At 54.2% G+C, this 20,741-nt stretch carries 17 protein-coding genes; 7 read left to right on the top strand and 10 right to left on the bottom strand.

Features of this window, described 5'->3' with window-relative positions:
- Nucleotides 1-56: 56 nt before the first annotated feature.
- Both BN3772_RS14935 and BN3772_RS14940 read right to left on the bottom strand, forming a co-directional pair.
- Entirely contained in the window at nt 57-677 is a 621-nt protein-coding gene (locus tag BN3772_RS14935; RefSeq protein WP_042200384.1) for a C39 family peptidase, read from the bottom strand.
- Nucleotides 674-4,204 (bottom strand): PAS domain S-box protein, encoded by a 3,531-nt coding sequence (locus tag BN3772_RS14940; RefSeq protein WP_042200385.1) that lies wholly within the window; start codon nt 4,202-4,204, stop codon nt 674-676. Before BN3772_RS14940 ends, BN3772_RS14935 begins: the two co-directional genes overlap by 4 nt.
- A 289-nt stretch (nt 4,205-4,493) precedes the next feature.
- On the opposite strand from BN3772_RS14940, the gene BN3772_RS14945 reads away from it, so the two are divergent.
- The 3 genes from BN3772_RS14945 (at nt 4,494) to BN3772_RS14955 (ending at nt 7,036) form a co-directional block, all read left to right on the top strand.
- Complete coding sequence (locus BN3772_RS14945) at nt 4,494-5,312, top strand: hypothetical protein (RefSeq protein WP_052380516.1); 819 nt, start codon at nt 4,494-4,496, stop codon at nt 5,310-5,312.
- Between the two features lie 86 nt (nt 5,313-5,398).
- Nucleotides 5,399-6,499, top strand: coding sequence for a glycosyltransferase family 4 protein (locus BN3772_RS14950; protein ID WP_042200386.1), 1,101 nt, complete (start codon nt 5,399-5,401; stop codon nt 6,497-6,499).
- A 210-nt stretch (nt 6,500-6,709) separates the two neighbouring features.
- Nucleotides 6,710-7,036 carry a P-II family nitrogen regulator gene (locus BN3772_RS14955; protein ID WP_042200387.1) on the top strand — a complete coding sequence of 109 codons (327 nt, stop codon included), beginning with the start codon at nt 6,710-6,712 and terminating at the stop codon, nt 7,034-7,036.
- Between the two features lie 105 nt (nt 7,037-7,141).
- Here BN3772_RS14955 and BN3772_RS14960 read toward each other — a convergent pair whose 3' ends face one another.
- Nucleotides 7,142-8,383: a DUF445 domain-containing protein gene (locus BN3772_RS14960; protein WP_042200388.1), complete on the bottom strand. Its 1,242-nt coding sequence runs from the start codon at nt 8,381-8,383 to the stop codon at nt 7,142-7,144.
- Nucleotides 8,384-8,581: 198 nt separating this feature from the next.
- Here BN3772_RS14960 and BN3772_RS14965 point away from each other — a divergent pair, with 198 nt between their 5' ends.
- From BN3772_RS14965 to BN3772_RS14975, 3 genes are all read left to right on the top strand, one after another.
- Nucleotides 8,582-9,445: a Cof-type HAD-IIB family hydrolase gene (locus tag BN3772_RS14965; protein WP_042200389.1), complete on the top strand. Its 864-nt coding sequence runs from the start codon at nt 8,582-8,584 to the stop codon at nt 9,443-9,445.
- 12 nt (nt 9,446-9,457) lie between these two features.
- Nucleotides 9,458-9,913 (top strand): Imm30 family immunity protein, encoded by a 456-nt coding sequence (locus tag BN3772_RS14970; RefSeq protein ID WP_042200390.1) that lies wholly within the window; start codon nt 9,458-9,460, stop codon nt 9,911-9,913.
- A gap of 81 nt (nt 9,914-9,994) precedes the next feature.
- Nucleotides 9,995-12,334: a UvrD-helicase domain-containing protein gene (locus BN3772_RS14975; RefSeq protein ID WP_042200391.1), complete on the top strand. Its 2,340-nt coding sequence runs from the start codon at nt 9,995-9,997 to the stop codon at nt 12,332-12,334.
- 165 nt (nt 12,335-12,499) lie between these two features.
- Here BN3772_RS14975 and BN3772_RS14980 read toward each other — a convergent pair whose 3' ends face one another.
- The 6 genes from BN3772_RS14980 to BN3772_RS15010 all read right to left on the bottom strand — a co-directional run bounded on the left by BN3772_RS14980 (nt 12,500) and on the right by BN3772_RS15010 (nt 18,690).
- Entirely contained in the window at nt 12,500-12,736 is a 237-nt protein-coding gene (locus BN3772_RS14980) for a DUF6953 family protein (protein WP_039869189.1), read from the bottom strand.
- A gap of 88 nt (nt 12,737-12,824) precedes the next feature.
- Nucleotides 12,825-13,601, bottom strand: a complete 777-nt coding sequence (locus BN3772_RS14985) for an ABC transporter permease (protein WP_042200393.1) — start codon at nt 13,599-13,601, stop codon at nt 12,825-12,827.
- An 18-nt stretch (nt 13,602-13,619) separates the two neighbouring features.
- Nucleotides 13,620-14,396, bottom strand: a complete 777-nt coding sequence (locus tag BN3772_RS14990) for an ABC transporter ATP-binding protein (protein ID WP_042200395.1) — start codon at nt 14,394-14,396, stop codon at nt 13,620-13,622.
- Between the two features lie 57 nt (nt 14,397-14,453).
- A complete protein-coding gene (locus BN3772_RS14995) occupies nt 14,454-15,488 on the bottom strand; it encodes an ABC transporter substrate-binding protein (protein ID WP_052380517.1) in 1,035 nt (344 codons plus the stop codon).
- 29 nt (nt 15,489-15,517) lie between these two features.
- A complete protein-coding gene (locus tag BN3772_RS15000) occupies nt 15,518-16,972 on the bottom strand; it encodes an aryl-sulfate sulfotransferase (protein ID WP_042200399.1) in 1,455 nt (484 codons plus the stop codon).
- 1,172 nt (nt 16,973-18,144) lie between these two features.
- Nucleotides 18,145-18,690 carry a MarR family winged helix-turn-helix transcriptional regulator gene (locus BN3772_RS15010; RefSeq protein ID WP_042200402.1) on the bottom strand — a complete coding sequence of 182 codons (546 nt, stop codon included), beginning with the start codon at nt 18,688-18,690 and terminating at the stop codon, nt 18,145-18,147.
- Nucleotides 18,691-19,084: 394 nt separating this feature from the next.
- Between BN3772_RS15010 and BN3772_RS15015 the strand changes: the two genes are divergently transcribed.
- Nucleotides 19,085-19,525, top strand: coding sequence for a DUF6376 family protein (locus BN3772_RS15015; RefSeq protein ID WP_042200404.1), 441 nt, complete (start codon nt 19,085-19,087; stop codon nt 19,523-19,525).
- A 52-nt stretch (nt 19,526-19,577) separates the two neighbouring features.
- Here BN3772_RS15015 and BN3772_RS15020 read toward each other — a convergent pair whose 3' ends face one another.
- Nucleotides 19,578-20,705 carry a TolB family protein gene (locus BN3772_RS15020; RefSeq protein WP_042200405.1) on the bottom strand — a complete coding sequence of 376 codons (1,128 nt, stop codon included), beginning with the start codon at nt 20,703-20,705 and terminating at the stop codon, nt 19,578-19,580.
- Nucleotides 20,706-20,741 lie beyond the last annotated feature (36 nt).

The following is a 20,741-nucleotide window of genomic DNA, read 5'->3' on the forward strand; positions in this document are numbered from 1 at the left end:
TACAGGATTTTCTGCCAGGATTCCCGTTTCGTACATCTGCTGTATCGGAAGCCGGGTTAGAAACCGATAATATTGAGGCTTACCATAGATATTACAGCCTGATTAGGTATATAGTGAATGCGCCGCTCCTGCCCCGGAAGATAGCCGCCGCCTCTAAGCCGAACCCCGTTATCGTGTACAATCAGCACAGGCCCCAAGCCGTCCTCCGGCTCCTCATAACCGGTTCCCAGCACCCAATGATAATCGTAGGCAAACTCCCCCTGCCAGCGGAGGCTGAACCACTTATCGAATTTGAGTGCCACCGGGCGCCCTGCGTTGATTTCCGCTTTATACCGCTCTATATCGTTGAATACAGCTACGTCAGTCCTGCCGCTGTTATTCTCATCCTTCCCGGAAGCAGAGCTGATATACCCGTGAAGAGCCCGGACGAAGCTGCGTACACTCATGCCCCAGGCTCTCCCGCTGTGACGGCTGTATATGTAATTTATATGGGCTGCTTTGGTGGCAAAATGCCTGCTGCCGGGAATAAAATCCGCTCCCTGCCGCGTATGCCAATATTCCATCATGGCGGCCAGCGTGGCCGGCCCGCAGGCAGAGCCGGGCGAATGAACGCCCGGCTCCCATTGTGTATAAGGCTCAGCGGCAAGGATGCGGCGGCTCTGCGGTGTCCGGCTCATAAAGCGATCCGCTCCTGCCGCTTCTGCAGAACACGTTCAATATCCGATGCCAGAAACGGCTTGCTGATGAAATCCTCCATCCCTACAGCAAGGCACCGTTCCCTGTCCTCGGGCCGTGTGAAGGCTGTTACGGCTACCAGATACGGACGTTTATCCGGCGCGAGCTGGTCACGGATTCGGGCTGCTGCAGTAAGCCCGCTCATCACAGGCATCTGCACATCCATAAATACAAGGTCGTAAGGCTGCTGCAGCACATTCTGCAGCGCCTGCCGGCCGTCCTCCGCCAGGTCGGCAGCGTATCCCCGCTTCTTCAGCATGGTCAGCAGAAGCTTCTGGTTGACCGGGTGGTCTTCGGCCACCAGAATCCGCAGCGGACCGAACTTGGGCTCCACCCCGGGATGCTCCCCCGGATGATGCAGCTCCGGCTCCCCCGGCTCTGCCATTACATAGGGGACCGTGCCGGCTTGCGGAGAATGAATAGCCTCTGCATCTGCCGTATCCATCCCCACAGGATCTTTATCCGGTTCATATTCGACATGAATAGGCAGAGTGAAATAAAAGTTGGCGCCTTCACCCTCCCTGCTGTCTACTGCAATAGCCCCTCCCATAAGCTCCACAAGCCGCTTGCAGATAGACAGGCCCAGTCCGGTACCGCCATATTTGCGGTTAATCGCCGGATGCAGCTGCGAGAAGGACTGGAACAGCAGGGACTGCTTCTCCGGCGGAATCCCGATTCCGGTATCCTGCACGTTGAACTTCAGGATCATTTTGTCCCGGTTAGGGCAAAGTTCCGTCTCCACGGCAATATCCACCGATCCCTGCTCGGTAAATTTGACCGCATTGCTGGCCAGATTAACCAGCACCTGGCGCAGCCGGTCTGCATCCCCGGTAATCAGCTCCGGTACATCAGGAGCGATCCTGCAGGTCAGCTCGATATTTTTCTCCCGTGCCTTGGGCAGGAACAGCTCCTTGACACTTTCCATCACCCACTCCAAATGAACCGGCTCCCGGGCAAGCGTCATTTTCCCGGCTTCAATTTTACTGAAATCGAGGATTTCATTCAGAATATACAGCAGAGAGGCACTGCTCTCACTGATAATTGCAGCATACCCGCGCTGCTCCTCATCAAGCTCCGTTTCTGTAAGCAGATCCGTCATGCCCATAATTCCGTTCATCGGGGTTCTCAGCTCATGACTCATAATGGCGAGGAATTCCGATTTGGCCTGATCAGCCTTTTCGGCAGATTCCTTGGCACGGATGATCTCCTGCTCGTTGGTAATATCGCGGAAAACAACAACCGCTCCGATCCGCTCGCCTTTATCAAACAAAGGGGTTACCTGATATTCGGCCAGGAAGCTTGATCCGTCCTTCCGCCACAATACCGCATTATTGCTCTGAAGCGACTCGCCCGCCCGTACAGCCTGCATCAGCGGAGACTCTTCGGGCCGCGAATAGATCCCGTCCAGCTCCGTCTGCTGAATATAGCCGAGATAAGGCTGCCCCATAATTTCACCGTAGGCAAAGCCCAGCATCTGCGCTCCCGCGGGATTAATAAAGGTCACTCTGCCTTCCGTATCAAGGCCAAAAATCCCCTCGGATACTGCATTAAGAATCAGGGTGTAATCATTGCTGAGCTTCTCAATCTGCTCGGTATAGCGGGTACGTTCGGTTATATCGCGGGATATGCCGAAGACCCCGACCACCTCGTCATCAATAATAATCGGGATATTGGTCGTATTAATCTCTACCAGATGTCCTGATTTATGAATCAGCGTCAGATCATAATTCTGCGGCACACCCCGGACTGCCATTTCAAAATGGTCCTTCGTCTTCTGAACATCCTTTTCATGCACAAGCGGTCCGTAATAATTGCCGATCAGCTCCTCCATGGAGTAGCCGGACAGTTCCTCAAGAATAGTATTCGCCGTCAGATAGTCCCCCTGCAAGTTCATGGAATAGACCGCTGACGGGTTATATTCAAACAGCGATTTGTAGTGCTGCTCGCTCTCCTGCAGTCTGGCTTCAAACTGCTTGCGCTCGGTGATATCGCGTCCGACGGCAATGATCTCGGCAATCTGCCCGTGTTCATCAAAAATATAGCGGCTGTTCGACTCAAACCAGACGTAGCTGCCGTTTTTGTGACGGTACCGGTAGGATATCGGCCGAATAAATCTGTCCGCTTCGCTTTGCGCCATCATCTGCTGCATCATCAGCAGATCATCCGGATGAAGGTAGTCGTAGGCGCTGGTGCCGACCATTTCCTCAGGCTCATAGCCCAGCAGCGAACTGCTGGCGGGAGAGCAGTACAGGAAGATGCTGTCCTTAACCGCATGGCGCGAGATCAGGTCCAGGGAATTCTCCGACATCAGGCGGAAATTGCGCTCGCTCTCCCTGAGCTGGCGCTCCATCTGCTGCCGCTCGGTAATATCCTGCATCATGCCGATCAGTTGGATCGGCACTCCGTCCGGATTCAGGATCACATCCCATTGGATATTAATCGTAAGCTCACTATCATCCTGGAGAATCAGCCGGTAAGCAGCCTCACCGGAGGCTCCCCGGGCCAGTGCCCGTTCAACATTCTCATAGAGATAATCAAGATCATCCGGATGGACAAGGTCGATGAGTGTCTGGTGATTTATCCCTTCTGCTCCTGCATCAAGATGGAGCATCCGCTGCAGCTCTTCCGAGAATGACAGCCTGCCCTTAGCCAGATCCCAGCTCCAGGAGCCGATCCGGGCAACTCTCTGCGCGGCAGCCAGCGCCTCTTCATTCTGTTTGCGGCTGGTTATGTTCCGGCCGATGCCCATAATTCTGGTGATTTCATTTTTCTCATTCTTTACTGCATGAAAAGAGGTTTCAAACCAGATATAGTGCCCGTCCTTATGACGCAGACGGCGGACGTACGTATCATCTCCCAGCAGCCCTTCAGCCAAATCCATGTTCCTGCTGTCATCGGGGTGGTAGAATTCAATCCGGTTCCTCCCGATTATCTCCTCCGGCTTGTAACCGATAAGCTTCAGGGAAGAGGGGGAAATAAAGCTCAGAGTGCCGTCAGGCTGGGAAAAGGAAATCATGCTTTGGTCGTCTTTTATAAATAAATCATATAAATCACGGCTGTCTACAGTGAGCTGGTCCGCAATTTTCCGGTCTGTAATATCTGCTGCATATACGATAATGTGCGGGGAAGCCTGTCCGGCTTCAGGACGTACAAAGGTAAGGGATAGCCACAATGGACGGCCTGGACGGCTGTAAAATTTCAATTCTTTTACGGAGGAGGCGCCCGGTGGTAGGGAGTCCGGGTCTATCGTTTCTGTCAATGACAGGCCTTCCTGCTCCGCCGGTGGTGCAATCAGGCTGCCGCAAACGGTGTTCTGGAGAAAGTCAGCTTCATTGCAGCCCAAGATATCGCATAATGCGGAATTGACCTTAATCCACTTATGCGACTCTACGGCCCACACTGCCATTCCTACAGGTGACATCATGAATGCCTGATCCAGAATACTGTGATTCTCTGCCAAGTAATCCATTTATTCAGGGCCTCCTTCATCACGAGCCGGCTCCTATGCAGACTCTACGTTATACTCTTTCTTCAGTATACGACATGTGGACATTGGAAGAAATGTACGGCACACGTTTAGGGAATAAATTCCGAATTTTAAATATTGACGTTGTCCCGTAATTCCTCTAAAGTTTAGACCAATAATATATTAAACTGACTTGTTACGCCGGAAGCACCCGTAATAAAGGCTTATTTGCCTTTACTGCGGGTGTTTTTTTGTTATACCGGTTAACAGGGATATCAGGAGGAGGAATATCGTGAACAAACGTGTGCAAATCTTTCTCGCAGTGCTGGTTCTGATAATGCCCTTATTCGCTTCAGCAGGAAGGGCGTCTGCAGCGGCCGTTGTACTGACCCCGTCCATTGAGGCAGCCTTTGATCTGACTGCGGCAGCCGCAAGCACGCAGGACCGGACCAGGCTGAAGAGCCAATACAGCGAGCTGGACGGCCTGGCCGCTCAGTATGACAGCAGGGAAGAACAGATCCGTGTCCTGCATGAAAGAAACGCCCAGAGCCTGATCACAGTCCGCAAGCAGATTACGGAGATTGATCAGGCCGCCGTAGCTAAGCTTACCGCAGCTGTCACCAGCACCAAGGAGCGTTACCAGCCGCTTTTCGACCAGTACAGCGCACTGAACAGCCGGATCGCACTCGTTAAGAGGCTTAAAGATAAGAATTTGAATGCTATTCTCAAGACCCAGGCGGATGCTATGAAAATCACAGTCCAGATCGCCCGCCAGGACATCAGGGACAAGGAAGCCGTGCTGAAGGCGGCCAAAGAGGCAAGGACCCGGAAGATTGCCGCCGCCCGCAGAACCTTATCGGGTATTGAAAGCCCCCAGACATCCATCAAAACCCAAAAAAGCGCAGCCTCCGCCCTGAATAAGCGGATTACTGCCGACTTCAGCAGCTTCAAGACTGCCGTCCGCAAGCAAAACCCGGCTCTCGCTGGACAATCCCTAACCTCGCTTGTATCAGGCTACAAGCAGATTGCTGCCAGCAAACAAAAGATCATCGAGCTGGAACAGAAGGTTGCCGCGGTCATCGCCGCGACCTTAAAGCAAACTGCCTCCTGATTGGCACCAAGGGTATCCTCCGCCTGAAATAGTGCATATGGTGATAGAGAGAATTTACGAAAGCCGGCCGGAAGGAGGCTCGAACTATGCGTATCTGTATCATTGCACCGGAGCAGTTCCCGCTGCCGGGGGACGGCTCTGTAGAAATCTGTATCTGGGCGATAGCCAGACGCCTGGCCGGAAGACATGACGTAACTATAATTAGCCGGGCAACCGCCCTGCTGCCGGACACCGCCGAGCTGGAGCAGGTGCGGATTATCCGCCTGGCTTCGGGTACTCCGCGTCTTTACCAGGCTTCCGTGCTCCAATTCCTGAAGCAAGAGTCTTTTGATATTATCCAGGTCGATAACCGTCCGCTGCTTATGGCTGCCGTCAAAGAGCGGCACCCTGATATCCCGGTGCTGCTGTATCTCCACTCCCTTACCTTTGTTCCGGCTGAGCGCAGAATAGCGCGCTCCCTGGCCCGCGCCGACGGGATTGCCGTTAATAGCAGATCACTGCTGAATAAGCTGTCAGGGCGCTTCCCCGGGATACACAGAAGGCTCAGCGTTGTCCCGCTGGGCGCTGAGCTCTCCCGGTTCACACCTGCGGAGCTGCCGGAACGCCAGCGCCTGCGCAGGCAATACCGGCTGCCTCAGGTATTTACCGTGCTGTTTGCCGGCAGAATCATTCCCCGCAAAGGTGTGCATGTCCTCATCCGGGCGATGTATCATGTGAACAAGCGTATGCCTGCCCATCTGGTCGTTGCGGGGCAGGGCAAACCGGCGTATATCCGCCAGCTGAAGCTTCTGGCCGGAAGGCTGGGCGTGTCCGTCTCCTTTCCGGGCAAAATTGCCCATGAGCAGATTCACAGCCTGTATCAGGCTGCGGACTGCTTCGTCTGTCCCTCCCAGAGGCATGAATCGTTCGGGCTGGTCAATGTGGAGGCGATGGCCTCCGGGCTGCCCGTCATCGCTTCAGACAACGGGGGAATCCGGGAGATTATCCGTTCCGGCCATAACGGCTATCTGGCCGTAAGATACCGGGAGGCTCTGCCTTTTGCCAGGCTGCTGCTGAGGGTCGGCCGCAGCCCGGGACTGGCCGCAAGGATCGGATTGCAGGGCCGAAGCGACGCCCTGCGCACCTTCGACTGGGGTCATACCGCCCTTCGCCTGGAAGAGCTGTATCAGTCACTTCTTCATGCCTGACAGCGGGGAGCCGGCCTGAACAGCGCTCCTCTGACTTGCGACAGTATGTATAAAGAACTTTGTGACCATTCTCGCAGGATATGGTCCGCAGCAGCAATTATACTGTTATTGTAAGCGTTGCCAATAACAAGCTATGTTAACTTGTTCCGCCATCCAGATGCTGGCAACCCCCTACAACACATTAATCAGCTGTAGAAAGGGTGCATCCTTATGTTAATGATTAAGGCTATTATCAGACCGGAGAAGGCAGATGAGGTTATGGCTGAGCTAATGCTTGCCGGCTTCCCGTCCATCAGTAAGATGGATCTGCTTGGGCGCGGTAAACAAAAGGGAATTCAGGTCGGAACAAACCACTACAATCAGATTTCCAAAAAACTGCTGATGATTGTCATCAATAACGACGAGAAGGATGATGTCATCAGTATTATTATGAGAACGGCAAGAACCGGGGAGCATGGCTCCTTCGGTGACGGCAAGATTTTTGTAATGCCTGTGATGGAAGCCTTCACCATCAGCAACGGCAAAAATCTGCTGTAGCCTGCCCGGTCTAAACCGGCCTCCATGACAAAGGGACAGCTCTGTGTCTGCCGGCGGATAAACCCGCCAATCAGGCACATGCTGTCCCTTTCTTTACTGTTTGTATCAGATCAGCTGGATAACGGTCAGCACCAGACCTACCACAAAGCCGCAGACCGCACCATTGACCCGGATCCACTGCAGATCCTTGCCGATCTTCTCCTCCAGCATATTCACCAGGCTCTCATCATCCATCTGATCCAGGTTTTCTTTGACCAGAACACCGATACGGTAATGATTAGCCTCTACCAGAGCAATCAGTGAAGCGCGGATGCGCTCCTCCCAGCCCTGGATGAGATCTGTCTCCCTGCTGACACGGCGGGCCAGCAGGCCATACAGGCTGAACAGCTTCCGGCCGCCACTTACCCGGTCCTCCTCCAGCATAGCAATAGCCTTGCTGCGGACAATCTCAAGCTGCTTCTGCAGGAAGGCTGCCGCCTCATCACCCTGCACAGTGCCCTCAGCCCACTCCTTCAGGCCGGCAATCTTTGTCTCATCGTTTACAAGCTGAAACAGGGCGACGCGAATCTCCCGGATAATCTGCTCACGGTACGGATTATCCTCTTCACGGAAATCACGGATACCCGACTGCAGCATGCCCTGCAGCATCTCTCCGAGCATATCGGCATCCATAAACCCGACAAAAGCCTGGAAAGCCATCCCTTTCAGTCCGCCAAGCTTCACTTCGGCCAGCTTTTCACTGGCCAGCTTGCCCAGCATGGCACGCGTCTCGGGACGTCCGGTCCAGCCGGATACGCCTTCAAGCGCATAGTCCAGAGCAGCGATATCCTTGCCGTCATTCATCAGCCTTGTGGCAATGGTGTCTGCGGCCTCGCCCAGCTCGGCATCACGGATATACCCGGCAGCGGTCTTCTGCAGATAGGGCACCGCCTGCTCTACTGGCAGGCGCAGCACAAAAGTGCTCACCTGCTCCAGAATTTCCGCCCTTACTTTCTTTCTGGACATAAATTTGGTCAGCAGGCCGCCGGCAAGCCGGATAATGCGGATGCCGCGCAGCTTGTTTTCAATGCTTGCCTTGTTCAGCAGCTCATTCTCCATCGCAGAGATCAGGGACTGGACAATTTTGTCACGGCTTTTGATCAGCAGGGAGGTATGCGGAATCTTCAGGCCCAGCGGATGACGGAACAGCGCCGTCACGGCGAACCAGTCGGCAATCCCGCCGACAAGACCGGCCTCAAAGCCGCCCCGCAGCAGCTCAAAGGGTATATTATCCGGCAAGAACAGCGTAATCAGAAAGCCGCATGCCATTACAACAAGTGAAATTGTAGCTAAATTTCTGGATTTCATTCATACTCCCCCATTTTTCGGCGGTTTCATCAATAGTCTGCCTTATATTGTAGCACGTCCGGGTGGTTTTCCGGAAATTCAGGCAAGCCCATGAAAAGGAATTTTTAATTTACAGAGAATTAATGATAAAATACAGGAAATGATTTTCACAGTCCCAGAGGTGCGGATTAGAACGTACAGAAAAAGGAGCACAACATTATGCTGATTGCACTTGATATGGATGGAACACTGCTGAACGAAAATGGAAATATCAGTCCGGAGAACCGCGAAGCGATTATTCATGCCCAGAGTCTGGGCCATATTGTGGCGATTGCCACCGGACGTTCTTATATGGATGCTGAGCGTCAGCTGCGGCTGTCCGACCTGAGTTGTCCTGTTGTCGCTATGAACGGGGCTCTGCTGATTCTGCCGGACGGTACCCAGGCGGTGAGCCGGCCGCTGGACAAAGAGGATATTATCCCGGTGCTGCGCTGGATGAACGAGGTCCCTGAGCTGTATTACGAGGTGTATACCGGAGACAATGTATATGTCGAGCTGGACAAGCGGGTCCGTCTGGAAAAGCTGGCCGAGCTTAAAGACGAGGAAATCCCTGAAGGCTTCGGCTGGCTGCTTAAAGCGATGGTTGCCAAGCAGTTCCGCCAGGCTGCCGTAACGTATGTAGAGAGCATGGAGGAGATCTGGGGCAAGGAGGAGCAGCTGCTTTATAAGGCGCTTGCTTTCTCGCTGAACCGCGAGGTCCTTAAGGAAGCGTCCACACGCTTCGCTGCTGTTCCCGGCCTGATTATTACAGCATCCCACGAGAGCAATATTGAAATCAATCACAAGGATGCCAACAAAGGTGCAGGTGTCATTAAGCTTGCTGCACACTACGGCATTCCTGAAGATCAGGTGGCTGTAATGGGCGACAGCTATAATGATCTGCCTATGTTTGAGCGGGCCGGCTACAAGATTGCCATGGGCAATGCCGCCAAGCTGCTGAAGGAAACTGCGGATTTCATTACGTTTAGCAATGCCGAGCATGGCGTCGCTGAGGGAATCCGGCATCTTCTTGACCGGAAATAGGCGGTGCTGCTGATGAACATGTACCCTGGGATAGCCCAGCTCTATACCAACCGGCTGCTGCGGACAGAGCTGGAATGCGAGCTGTTTGACCTGGCGCTGGAGGGACTGGCCGGTGACACGGAGGATGCCGTAATCCAGCAGATTTTTAAAGTGTTTGACGATGAGACCGGGCATGAGGAAGTGATGTTCGGGCTTGTTCATTTTGTGGAGAGCTGCCACATGGAGATGTACCTGACCCAGCTGCTGGAGTCGCTGCCGGACATGCTTGAGCCTGCCCGGGGCTGGGCCATCGTGCTCAACGAGCGGATACTGGATGACAGCCGGTTCAGGAAGGAATACGCCGCTATTGCCAGAGGTATGTCTCCCCGGGTGAAGCAGTCGCTTGTGTTTCTGCTTGAGGAAATCCGCGAGAACAAGCCCCGCCAATATGAACGGAAAGTGAATACCCTGCTTGGCAAAATAAAGTAAACAGGGGAACCGCTTTTCTATACAGGCAGTGCAGTGTTATATTGTAGATTGGCTAATGGACTTATATTGAAGGTGAATCTGATGAACAAGCTTTTATTCCATAATATACCGCTCGGTGCAAGCGGTGAACGTATTCCCCAGGCGGCAATTGCCTCAGCCCGGACCAGCCGTGAGACGGTGAAGCCGGGGGAAGGCGATGCCGCTTATTTCCGCCGGCTTGAGGAGGGCGGAATCCTGCTTAACCCGCCGCAGATTGCAGCGGTGCGGCATCACGAAGGACCGCTGCTGACGCTGGCCGGTGCAGGCTCGGGCAAAACCTCGGTGCTGATCTGCAGAACAGGCTATCTGCTGTCCGTGCGGGGGGTCTCCCCCGCACGGATGCTGCTGCTTACCTTCTCCAGCAAGGCGGCGGCGGAGATGCGCGAGCGCATCGCCGTGCTGCCGGGCGTTGCCGAAGGCGATGCCGCGCGCCTGCAGGCGCGTACCTTCCACTCTTTCTTTCTGTATTTTCTGAGGCGCCAGGGGCTGCGGCAGGATATCTTTCATGAGACACGCCGCCAGCACATCCTGCTGAAGCAGATTATGCGGGAACTGGGGCTGCCGAAGGATGCTTATCCGCCGGAAACCCTGCTGGCCCTGCTGTCTTCCTGCAAGATGAATATGAGGGATGCAGATACACTCCCTGAGACGAATACCGCAGAGCAGGAAATGAAGGCGATTCTGACCCTCTATGAGCAGTGGAAGCAGGATCATAACAAAATGGACTTCGATGATGTGCTGCTGATTGCCTATAAAATGCTGCTGGAGCAGCCCCATCTCCTGCAGGAGCTGCAGCAGAAGTTCCAGTATGTCATGGTGGATGAGTTCCAGGATACAAATGAGCTGCAATATGAGCTGGTCAAAATGATCGCTTATCCGCACAACAACCTGATGGTCGTCGGCGATGATGACCAGACGATCTATTCCTTTAACGGGGCGCGCAGCGAGTTTATTTTGGAATTTGAAAAGCTCTATCCGGGTGCAAGGGTTATCACCCTTGATATTAACTACCGTTCGGGCCCGGCCATTATCGGCCTCGGCAACGGGATCATCCGCCATAACCTGCGCCGCCGTTCCAAAACGCTGCAGGCGGCCAGAAGCGGCGGCGCCCAGCCCCGATATCTGCGCCCGCAGACGGCAGATGAGGAAGCCGAACAGATTGTCGACCATATCGTAAATGAGGTAAGCAGCAGCAACAGGGAATACCGTGATTTCACCCTGCTGTACCGGGCCTCCAGCAGCAACCGCGCTGTGCTGGAGCTGCTGCTGCTGCGGGATATCCCCTACATCGACTACGGTGAAGGTCAGCTGCTCTACGAGCACTGGCTGATCCTGCCGGTGCTGGACCATCTGCGGCTGTCACTGAACCGGCGCAACTTTGCCGCGATGGAGAGCATTATGCCGACCCTGTATATGAACCGGGAAACCGGCATGGAGCATATCCGCCGGATGGAGGCTGTCCAGCCCAAGCAGGGCCCCCTGATTCATCTGCTCTCCCTGCCGGGAATGGAGGATTTCAAGGGCACCAAGCTGCGGGAGCGGCTGGAGCTGATCCGCGGCCTGGCTGCATTGACGCCGCTGCAGGCGATCCGCCGCATCCGGACAAGCTTCTATGACTACTTCATAGAAGCTAATGAGCGGCATCAGGCTACCCTGCACCGCGAGACGCTGAAGGAAATGCTGGATGAGCTGGAAACCTCGGCTGAGCGGTTCGACAGCCTCCCTGTATTCCTCGACTTTATTGCCGGCATCACCGAGCGCAATGAGCTGAGCCGCCAGAGCGGACTCAAGGAGCAGGGCAACCGCGTTGCACTGATGACTATCCATAAGTCCAAAGGGCTGGAATTCCCTGTTGTCTTCCTGCTCGGAGCCTCGGAGGGCATTCTGCCCCACAGCTCGGCGCTTGAAGGCGACCGGCTGAAGGACCGCAAGGCCGGCCAGCTTCCGGCAGCCGGCAGCTTCAAGGCAGGCAGCGATGCCGGTATCTCCGCACTGGAGGAAGAGCGGCGGCTCGCCTACGTCGCTGTCACCAGAGCCAAGGAGGAGCTGTTCATCAGCTCCCCGGCCAGACACCGGGGCAAGAAGGCGGAGGTCTCCCGCTTCATGCTGTCCGCCTTCCGCTCCGCTGCCGCCCCTTCCAGACCTGCCGCCTCCACTGCTTCTGCTGTGTCCGTGAGCAGAACCGGATTGTCCAGGGGGTATACCTCCGGCACAGCCGGACATGCCAAGACCCATACGGTTCCTGTGTGGAACTGTACCGGCGCCCGCTGCCCGGGCTGGACCCGGATGAAGGCCGGCGGGGCGGAGGATCATCTGGCCTCCAAGCCCTGCCCGCTGTGCAGCTCCCCCATGGAGAAAAGCACCCGCGAGGTGCCTGTATAGCCGGCGGCTGCCTGTAGCCTATGTCTTGCCGGGCTGCTGATGCCGGCGCACAACCTAGCCGGTTATCGCAGCTCACAGGCTGCGGCCGCTCTGCCGCCAGCGGCAGGATTCGTGTGCAGCAAAAAGGACCATTTCCCGCACCGGGCAATGGTCCTTTTCACTATGCTACGTCCAGGCCCACAGAAAAGCATCGCGGTCCCAGGCAATCCGTCCGCCGTGCAGCTTACGGAATGCTTTTTTGACATCCTTAGCCAGTGAGGCGTTCCCGTTCTCATTCACAAATACAAACTGCTCGCCGAAGTTGGCCTTAACATATTCAATCGCGGCGGTCTGGTGCAGGGTCCCGGTGAACCGGATCTCCTTGACCATCCACTCTGCTACTTCCTGTGCGGTAACTTCCATCAGGCTGCTGCCCCTTTCAAATCCTGTATGCTTTAGCCCTTATATTATAGCATGGAGGAATGAACGCCGCTCAGGGACAGCCTGCCGGTCAGCGCCTGCGTGCCGCGACGTTGACCACACCATAACGGTACAGCACCTTGCGGCCGAACCAGTTGAACAGCCTGTCAGTGAAGAAGCCCATGAAGCCGAGGCAGAACAGCCCGACAAAAATCCAGTCCGTCCGGAAAAACAGCCGCGAGTTCCAGATCAGATAGCCTACCCCTTCATTCGAAGCAATCATCTCCGCCCCGATAATCGCCATATACGAGGTGCCCATCGCCAGACGGATACCCGTAAAAATATACGGCGTGGTCGCCGGAACGATGACATGCAGCAGGATCTGCCATTCACTTGCCCCCATGCTGCGGGCAGAGCGGATTTTGTCCTCCTCCACCGCCATAACGCCGGTCAGCGTATTCAGCACAACAATGAAGAAGGTGGCGTACATGATCAGTGCAATTTTGGACTGCTCCCCGATTCCGAACCACACCAGGAACAGCGTGATGAAGGCAATCGGCGGTATAAAGCGGATAAAATTCAGGAACGGCTCCGCAAAAATCCGGATGATATTCACTTTACCGATAATGAGCCCGACCGGAACGGCCAGCAGGCTGCCGAGCACCCAGCCCACCAGCACCCGGTAAAAGCTGATTCCGATGTACTGCACCAGCGTACCGTCACTGATCAGCTCCCGGCCGCCCTGTAGCGTGGCCCACGGCCCCGGAATGACATCAGGACCGTATATCAGCGCACCCAGCTGCCAGATGCACAAGGCGGCCAGCCACAGCAGGGTGACGGAGACCCATTTTTTCTCCACCCATTTCATCACCTGTCACCCCCTTATCTATTCTTCAAAATGACCCTGAATCTTGTTGTACAGCGAGTAGAACTCAGGGGAAGCCACGTCCCGCGGAAAAGGCAGCGGATTGTCATAAACATCCGTGATGTTGGAGGAGGGGCCGACCGACATAATGCCGATCCGCTCCCCGAGCAGCAGTGCTTCCTGAATATCATGAGTGACAAATATAACCGTCTTATGCGTCTCTCTCCAGATATTGACCAGCTCCTTCTGCATCGTCCGCCGGGTCATCGCATCCAGGGCGCCGAACGGTTCATCCATCAGCAGAATGGCCGGATCATTCGCCAGTACCCGGGCCAGCTGCACACGCTGCTTCATGCCGCCCGACAGCTCCTTCGGGAACTTCTTCTCATGTCCGGACAAGCCGACAAGCTGGATGAAACGGTCTGAAATCTGCTTGCGCTCGGCCTTCGGTGTCTTCTTCATCCGCAGCCCGAACTCGACATTCTCCCGCACCGTCAGCCAGGGGAACAGGGAGGAGTCCGCCTGCTGAAAGACTACCGCACGGTCTCTGCCCGGCCGGTCAATCTCTACATTATCCACCTTCAGATTGCCTCCCGATTTCGAGACGAACCCGGCGATCATATTAAGCAGCGTCGATTTGCCGCAGCCGCTCGGTCCGAGCAGCACGAAGAATTCCCCGCCTTTGATCACCAGATTGACGTCTTTAATGATGTAATGAACGTCTCCTGTTGTCTGGGCGCTGTAGCTTTTACGGAGCTGCTCGATCTGAATGGCGTGTGAGCCTGCAAGTGAAGACATCTAAGGCACCTCCTGAACATTTTGAGTTAAAATAGTAAATCCCCGTTGACCTGCCAGCTATTCCCCGTAAGTCACGGTATCCGGCAGCACTTTTTTGAGCGGGTCCAGATTGATTGCCGCCTTCAGGTCAAAATCCTTCTCGATAATCCCCGCACCGAGCATATAGGCCTTCTGGCCGGCCAGGCTGTCATAAGCAGCCGGTGTAAAGCCAATAATCCACGGATTGAGCGGCAGATCCTTCAGCGTATTCTCCTTAGGCTGCTTCACCTCGTCGTACATAAGGTCCGCAACCTCTTCAGGATGCTCCTGGGCATACGCCGAGGCTTCATCGACCGCTGCCAGGAAATTGCCGATTCCGTCCGGATTGGCTGCAATAAAAGTATCACTGCTTACAATGCCCATGCCGAGCCGCACCGGCGTTTCAGACATATCGCTCAGCTCATGCACATTCTCAAGGGCTGCGAGCTTGTCAACGAGTGCCGAGCCGATGACCCAGGCCGCATCAATATCCCCCTGCTTCAGGGCTATAAAAGCTTCGTCAAACCCGCCCTGTCCGGTCAACGTCACATCGCCGAGCGCAATGCCCTGCTCCTTCAGGTACTCATCCCACAGATACGGGATAAAGGTGCCGCGGATGAAGCTCAGGTTCTTGCCCTTCAGATCAGCCGCCGACTGAATATCATCCCTAACATACAGCTTCCAGGCTGCAGCCGCCTGATCTGTAGCCTGCCCGGCTGAAGCAATAATGGAATACCCTCCCTTGGATACGGCATTCAGCACCGGAAAGTCCGCGCCGTAAGCGATATCCACCTGCTTAATGAACAGGGCGTTTACCCCCTCGGCCGGGGAAGCAAAGGTGATGATTTCTGCGTCAATGTTATGCTTTTTGAAAAAACCCTTGTCCGCTGCCACCCGGAACACCGGGTTGGTGTTGGTGTCGGCAATTTTAATGTTCAAGACTGCGGGCTTGCCGTTTCCGGCTTCCCCCGACGCTGCCGCATCACCCTTGGAGCTGCAGCCGGAAAGTATAGTAACCAGGGAAAGGGATAAGAGCAGAATAACGGTTCCGTACCAGGTTCCTGTTTTTTTCAAGACGATCCACCTCTTCGTTATATAATGGGCTAGCCTTTACGCTGCAGAACACCTTCATCTGCCGTAGCCACGCAAGCGGCTCCCTCTACAAACGGCAGGGTGGTGGCTACAGCCACTACAGAATCCGGGCCTTTTGGCGCTGCACCCGGCACTCTGAACGTCGTCACATCAATCGGTTCAATCTCCGTCTCCTGCGGCTTCGCAAGCTGCGGAACCCAGGCGTAAGGCACCCGGTAGGAACGGTACACCATATTGGTGTTGCGGCGGTCTGTGTACGGCGAGATATACTCCCACACGATTTCATGCTCTGCGGTTACCTCAAACAGGCGGCCGTTAGAACCTTCCGTAATCAGTGTGTTGCCATTCTCCAGGCGCTGGGCGGAGCTGATATACGGGCTGTAGAATTTGTAAGAGTCCGTCGGGACAGAGAAGCCTGCCTCTGCAGAGGTATATTGCCACTCGATTTCAAAAGTAACCGGGTTAATCTCCAGAATGCGCGAGTGGTCACGAACAGCATTTTTTTGTCCAAAAGGCGATGCCGGATTCGGCAGGCCGTAACCGCCCCATCCGCCGTTATCAAATACAAGCAGGTTGCCTTCACCCGGCAGGCCCTTCGGAATAATGTGGGCATGATGCTGGCCGATAATCCAGCCGATATGCTTCACCTCAGGCAGGGAATAGTCCGGTCCGAGCCGCCAGACAACAGCACCTGTCGCTCTGTCGGTAATGGCGATAATGTTGGCCTCACGGGCATCCCAGATAATGTTGTCGGGGTGGAAGCGTTCGTCCCCGTTATCGTAAAATTTGTTCGGACCTACGTAGGAAGCGGAGTTGATATGCAGCCAGTCGCCGATACCGCCGCCCAGATGGCCGAAGGAACGGGTATTCGGGTCACGGAACAATACATTACGCGCCGCCTCATCAAAGCCAAGCTCGGCAAAATGATCACTGGCCTTCCACTCCCAGACGATGTTGCCTTCCCAGTCCACTTCAATAATGGTATCGTCCAGCAGCTCTTTGTTGGAAATGTCATGGTTATGCAGATTTTTGTGAGCCAGAATCAGTGTCTTGCCGCTATGCACCTGCGGTTCAAGTCCCGGGGCATAATAGCCTACCGGATTGCCTTCCCGCTGATAATCATGGTGCTGGCGGGCATACCAGAGCGGCTCATAGCCCGGGTCCTCAATATGCTCATAGCTGTTAAATTTCCAGACAATATTGCCGTCCCAGTCCACCTGCACCAGATCAACATTGTCCTGGATGCCGAACTTCGGGTCTCTTCTGCCTGTGCTGCCCAGCACATAGCCGCCCGGAAGAATCTTGGCCGGAAAGCCAAGCAGCCCCTGCCACAGATGGACCTCCTTGCCGTTCATATCAATCAGCACGACGCCTTCCTCCCCCGCCTGATAGACGGTATAGCCGCTCCATGCCTTGGCCGGGTTGTATAAAGTAGCTCCTGTCGGATAAATGGTTGAGTGTCCCATGATTATCTCTCCTTAAAAGTTTTTGTGAGCATAAGCTCCCTGCGTTTACTTCGTACAAAAACTAGCTTCGGACGCGTACGCTTAGTTTTTGTGAGCATAGGCTCCCTGCGTTGGCTTCGTACAAAAACTTGCTTCGGAAGCGTACGCTTAGTTTTTGCGAGCATAGGCTCCCTGCGTTGGCTTCGTACAAAAACTTGCTTCGGAAGCGTACGCTTAGTTTTGTTTGATATGCTTCGTTGAATGGACTTCTGACAAAACTTGCTTCGGAAGCATAGGCTTAGTTTTTGTGAGCATAAGCTCCCTGCGTTTAGTTCGTACAAAAACTTGCTTCGGAAGCGTACGCTTAGTTTTTGCGAGCATAGGCTCCCTGCGTTTACTTCGTACAAAAACTAGCTTCGGAAGCATAGGCTTAGTTTTTGTGAGCATAAGCTCCCTGCGTTTAGTTCGTACAAAAACTTGCTTCGGAAGCGTACGCTTAGTTTTTGCGAGCATAGGCTCCCTGCGTTTACTTCGTACAAAAACTAGCTTCGGAAGCGTACGCTTAGTTTTTGTGAGCATAGGCTCCCTGGATTAAATTTGTGTATGAAAGCCCGCTCCGGACGCATTAACCAGTATCCACCTTGGCCTCAGAAGCAGACTTTAGTTGGATTTTAGCTACCTAATTCGATCCATTCTTCCTATTTGCAAGCGTTAGATGGAAAATCGCCACTTATTTCGATCGCCAACCCTTCATAAGCTCAAAAACAGTAGAATTAGTTAGCCTTTTTCCACCTAATGCCCTCATTTCGGCGTTTGGCCGGGGATTAGATGGACAATTTCCACCTATTTACTCAGATGCACACGACGGAGGCTTCGCACAGGATGTTCATATGATTTTCACAGGCTTCACACAGGTTTCGCATAGGATTCCCATAGGCTTTCCATAGGCTTTCCATAGGATTTCCTTAGGCTACGCACAGGATATTCATAGGATTTCCTCAGGCTTATCGCAATCCGGATCAGCGCCATTTAGCGAACAATCTAAGTTGTTATAAGAATAATCCAGACTTGTTATATGACCAAGTTATCGGCAGCTTAATCACTTGTCATCCGGCGCAGCTCTACATAACTTAAGCACTTGCAGCCTGGTACAGTTACTAGGCTGCTTAAGCCATTACCACCCGGACCGCTTATCAGTAGCTTAGATACTTGTTATCAGGCACAGCTCTTCGCGGCTTCTGCTCAGGAGCCGGAGGCGGGGGAGCTTCGGCATTCTGTCTGGCCAGCTCCAGCAGTGTGTCCGAGAATCCCTCCAGATTCCGGGTGATCCGCTCAAAAAAGCGGCTCTGCAAGGCAAGCTCCTCCTCCGTAAAGCCCTCGAACAGAAGCGTGATACATCGTTCACCGATATTGCTGTTGCGCTGAACCAGCTCGCGGCCTTTGGCTGTAATATCAAGCAGCACTGTCCGGCGGTCGTCCTCTTTTCGTCTGCGGACTGTAAATCCGCCTGTCTCCAGCTTATCGCTTAGTGCCGTAATCGCACCGGAGGTGAAGTCGAGCTCGCCGGCCAGATCGCTAAGCCGCTGCTCGCCCTCCCGGATAATTTTGTTCAGAATCAGCATGCCCGGCAAGGTAATACCCTCGACGTTCACGCGGTCACGTTCCTTAACGAATCTGCGCACCATTCTGCGGAACAGATAGTCCGCTTCCTCCAGCTGTTCCCATTGCCCATCTGTCATCTCTTCCCTGCCCTCCTCTGTCAGCCAAACAAAACACCCCCACAAAGTGCCGCTTGTACATGAGGCTAACTCAGATACTTTGCGGGAACTCCGAGTATACAAAAAAGGCTCCCGGCAGACTCCCTCCATAGGGTAGTACTGCGGGAGCCTTTGGCGGTCCAATCGGCTCAGTTCATTATTTCACTGTTCATTTAATTACTGGTAAAGGATTGCTGTAATCATATAACCCTTTAATCCCACCTGTCAAGTAAGAATTTAATTTATTCTCTTTCTTACTTTTAATTCATAGTATTTTCATCGTAATTTCATGAGGTTTCCCGTAACCCGCTCTGCCGGCAAGACGTATGAAATACAATAAACATGGCACATGCCTAACCAAAGAGGAGTGAAGCAAATGAAGAAATATGGACTGGGTCTGCTGCTGCTCATCCTGCTGATAGTCCCGGGCTGCGGATTTGCCGAGAAGGTCGGGGACAGTGTCACCTTTGCCGCAGATACAGCCTCATACATGCAGGCCTTAACAGCATTCGGTCAGGAGATGGAGACCTTGGCTGCTGATGCAGCCACAGACGTCCAAGCCAGAGAGGACTTAACAGAACGGCTGAATGCCCTGAAGGAGCAGATTTCCGGTTATGCCAATCTTCAGGTTCCGGAATATGCTACTGAACTCCACCAGTCTATCGTGAGCTATAACGAGAAGCTCCAGCAGGGCCTGGATCAGGCTGCAGCCAACCTGGAGGAGGGCAAGGCCGCCTTTGAATCGACAGGAATTCCAGAGACAATCAGCCAGGTCAACGGTCTGCTGAACCAGATCAGCCAGCTGATTCCGCAATAACATACAAATCGCCTGCAGTATGAGCGAAAGCCATACCGCAGGCGATTTTGTACTATGGCTGGGACAGCCTGATCACATAAGTCGTAGATTCATACTTGTTATCCTTCACTGCGACCGCCGAAGCCAGCAGCTTCTTGCCGGACGGGCTCCAGCGCAGCTGGTCGGCAATTGAAATATCACTCAGCAATTGTGTCTGCTCCCCGCTCTCCAGCTCGGTAATAAAGACCCCGTTCTGGTCATCCGACGGATTCTCGGCAGTTAACGAGTAGGCCAGCTTGCTGCCGTCCGGTGACCAGCTGGTTCCGAATACCTGCTGGCCGGAGGCAAGCTCCGCCAGCTCATTGCCCTCGCTGTCGCAGAGCACCAGCACCATTTCTCCCGGACGGGTCCGCTTCACGATTGCCAGCCTGCTGCCGTCCGGGGAAGGTGCTACCCACACCACGTTTTGCTTCAGCACCTTAGACTGCTTTGAATCTGTCTCATAAGCAGTCAGCTCCATATTGTCTCCTGTCACGTAGTAAAGGATGCCGCCAGACTCCACTACCTCGTGCACATAGGATTCACCGGACTCCACGACAGTCTCTTTTGCCCCCTGCACATCCGTTCTGTAAATCACTCCATCCATGCCGGGGAACACAACACGCCCGTCGTCTGCCCATTTCCCCTCCTCCACCCGGAACGGCGCTTCATCCACCTTGACGGCAGAGCCGGACTCCAGATTCCGGATGTAGCCAAGACCCACCATTTCATTGGTTTCTTTATAAAAAACATACTGTTTATCGGGAGACACCTGCGCAGCTCCGTAATTCTGGTCCCCTTCCTGCAGCGGCGTATCTCCCCCCGTAGAGAGATTGTGCAGGTAGAGGTTATGCGGGTACTGCTCAGTACCTTCAATCATTTGCGGAGCCAGGCTGCGGTTCTCTTTATCTACCACGATAACGTCCTCGTCCACCCAGTCCATGCTGCGCATGCCTCCGACCTTGTCGATGCCTTCCAGCTGCAGCCGGGTATAGACAGATTCGCTGGTGTTATCCATTACCGTAATCTTCGAGCCTGCCTTCTCAACGACCTGCCTTGCCTCCGTCTCATCCGGGCTGCAGGCTGTCATTGACATCATAACTGCCGCACCCAGCACTGCCAGCCCGGCCTTACCCAGATGTCTGCCCGCTTGTCTGCTCATAATCGCTTTCCCCCTGCTACTGTTGTTGCACCCAGA

The sequence above is a fragment of the Paenibacillus camerounensis genome (assembly GCF_000723885.1).
Classification (GTDB): Bacteria; Bacillota; Bacilli; order Paenibacillales; family Paenibacillaceae; genus Paenibacillus_AQ; species Paenibacillus_AQ camerounensis.

Bases quoted from the DNA above. Each gene is read 5' to 3' on its own strand.
- BN3772_RS14935 (WP_042200384.1), bottom strand. From the start codon at position 677: ATGAGCCGGACACCGCAGAGCCGCCGCATCCTTGCCGCTGAGCCTTAT.
- BN3772_RS14940 (WP_042200385.1), bottom strand. From the start codon at position 4,204: ATGGATTACTTGGCAGAGAATCACAGTATTCTGGATCAGGCATTCATG.
- BN3772_RS14950 (WP_042200386.1), top strand. From the start codon at position 5,399: ATGCGTATCTGTATCATTGCACCGGAGCAGTTCCCGCTGCCGGGGGAC.
- BN3772_RS14955 (WP_042200387.1), top strand. From the start codon at position 6,710: ATGTTAATGATTAAGGCTATTATCAGACCGGAGAAGGCAGATGAGGTT.
- BN3772_RS14960 (WP_042200388.1), bottom strand. From the start codon at position 8,383: ATGAAATCCAGAAATTTAGCTACAATTTCACTTGTTGTAATGGCATGC.
- BN3772_RS14965 (WP_042200389.1), top strand. From the start codon at position 8,582: ATGCTGATTGCACTTGATATGGATGGAACACTGCTGAACGAAAATGGA.
- BN3772_RS14970 (WP_042200390.1), top strand. From the start codon at position 9,458: ATGAACATGTACCCTGGGATAGCCCAGCTCTATACCAACCGGCTGCTG.
- BN3772_RS14975 (WP_042200391.1), top strand. From the start codon at position 9,995: ATGAACAAGCTTTTATTCCATAATATACCGCTCGGTGCAAGCGGTGAA.
- BN3772_RS14980 (WP_039869189.1), bottom strand. From the start codon at position 12,736: ATGGAAGTTACCGCACAGGAAGTAGCAGAGTGGATGGTCAAGGAGATC.
- BN3772_RS14985 (WP_042200393.1), bottom strand. From the start codon at position 13,601: ATGAAATGGGTGGAGAAAAAATGGGTCTCCGTCACCCTGCTGTGGCTG.
- BN3772_RS14990 (WP_042200395.1), bottom strand. From the start codon at position 14,396: ATGTCTTCACTTGCAGGCTCACACGCCATTCAGATCGAGCAGCTCCGT.
- BN3772_RS15000 (WP_042200399.1), bottom strand. From the start codon at position 16,972: ATGGGACACTCAACCATTTATCCGACAGGAGCTACTTTATACAACCCG.
- BN3772_RS15010 (WP_042200402.1), bottom strand. From the start codon at position 18,690: ATGACAGATGGGCAATGGGAACAGCTGGAGGAAGCGGACTATCTGTTC.
- BN3772_RS15015 (WP_042200404.1), top strand. From the start codon at position 19,085: ATGAAGAAATATGGACTGGGTCTGCTGCTGCTCATCCTGCTGATAGTC.
- BN3772_RS15020 (WP_042200405.1), bottom strand. From the start codon at position 20,705: ATGAGCAGACAAGCGGGCAGACATCTGGGTAAGGCCGGGCTGGCAGTG.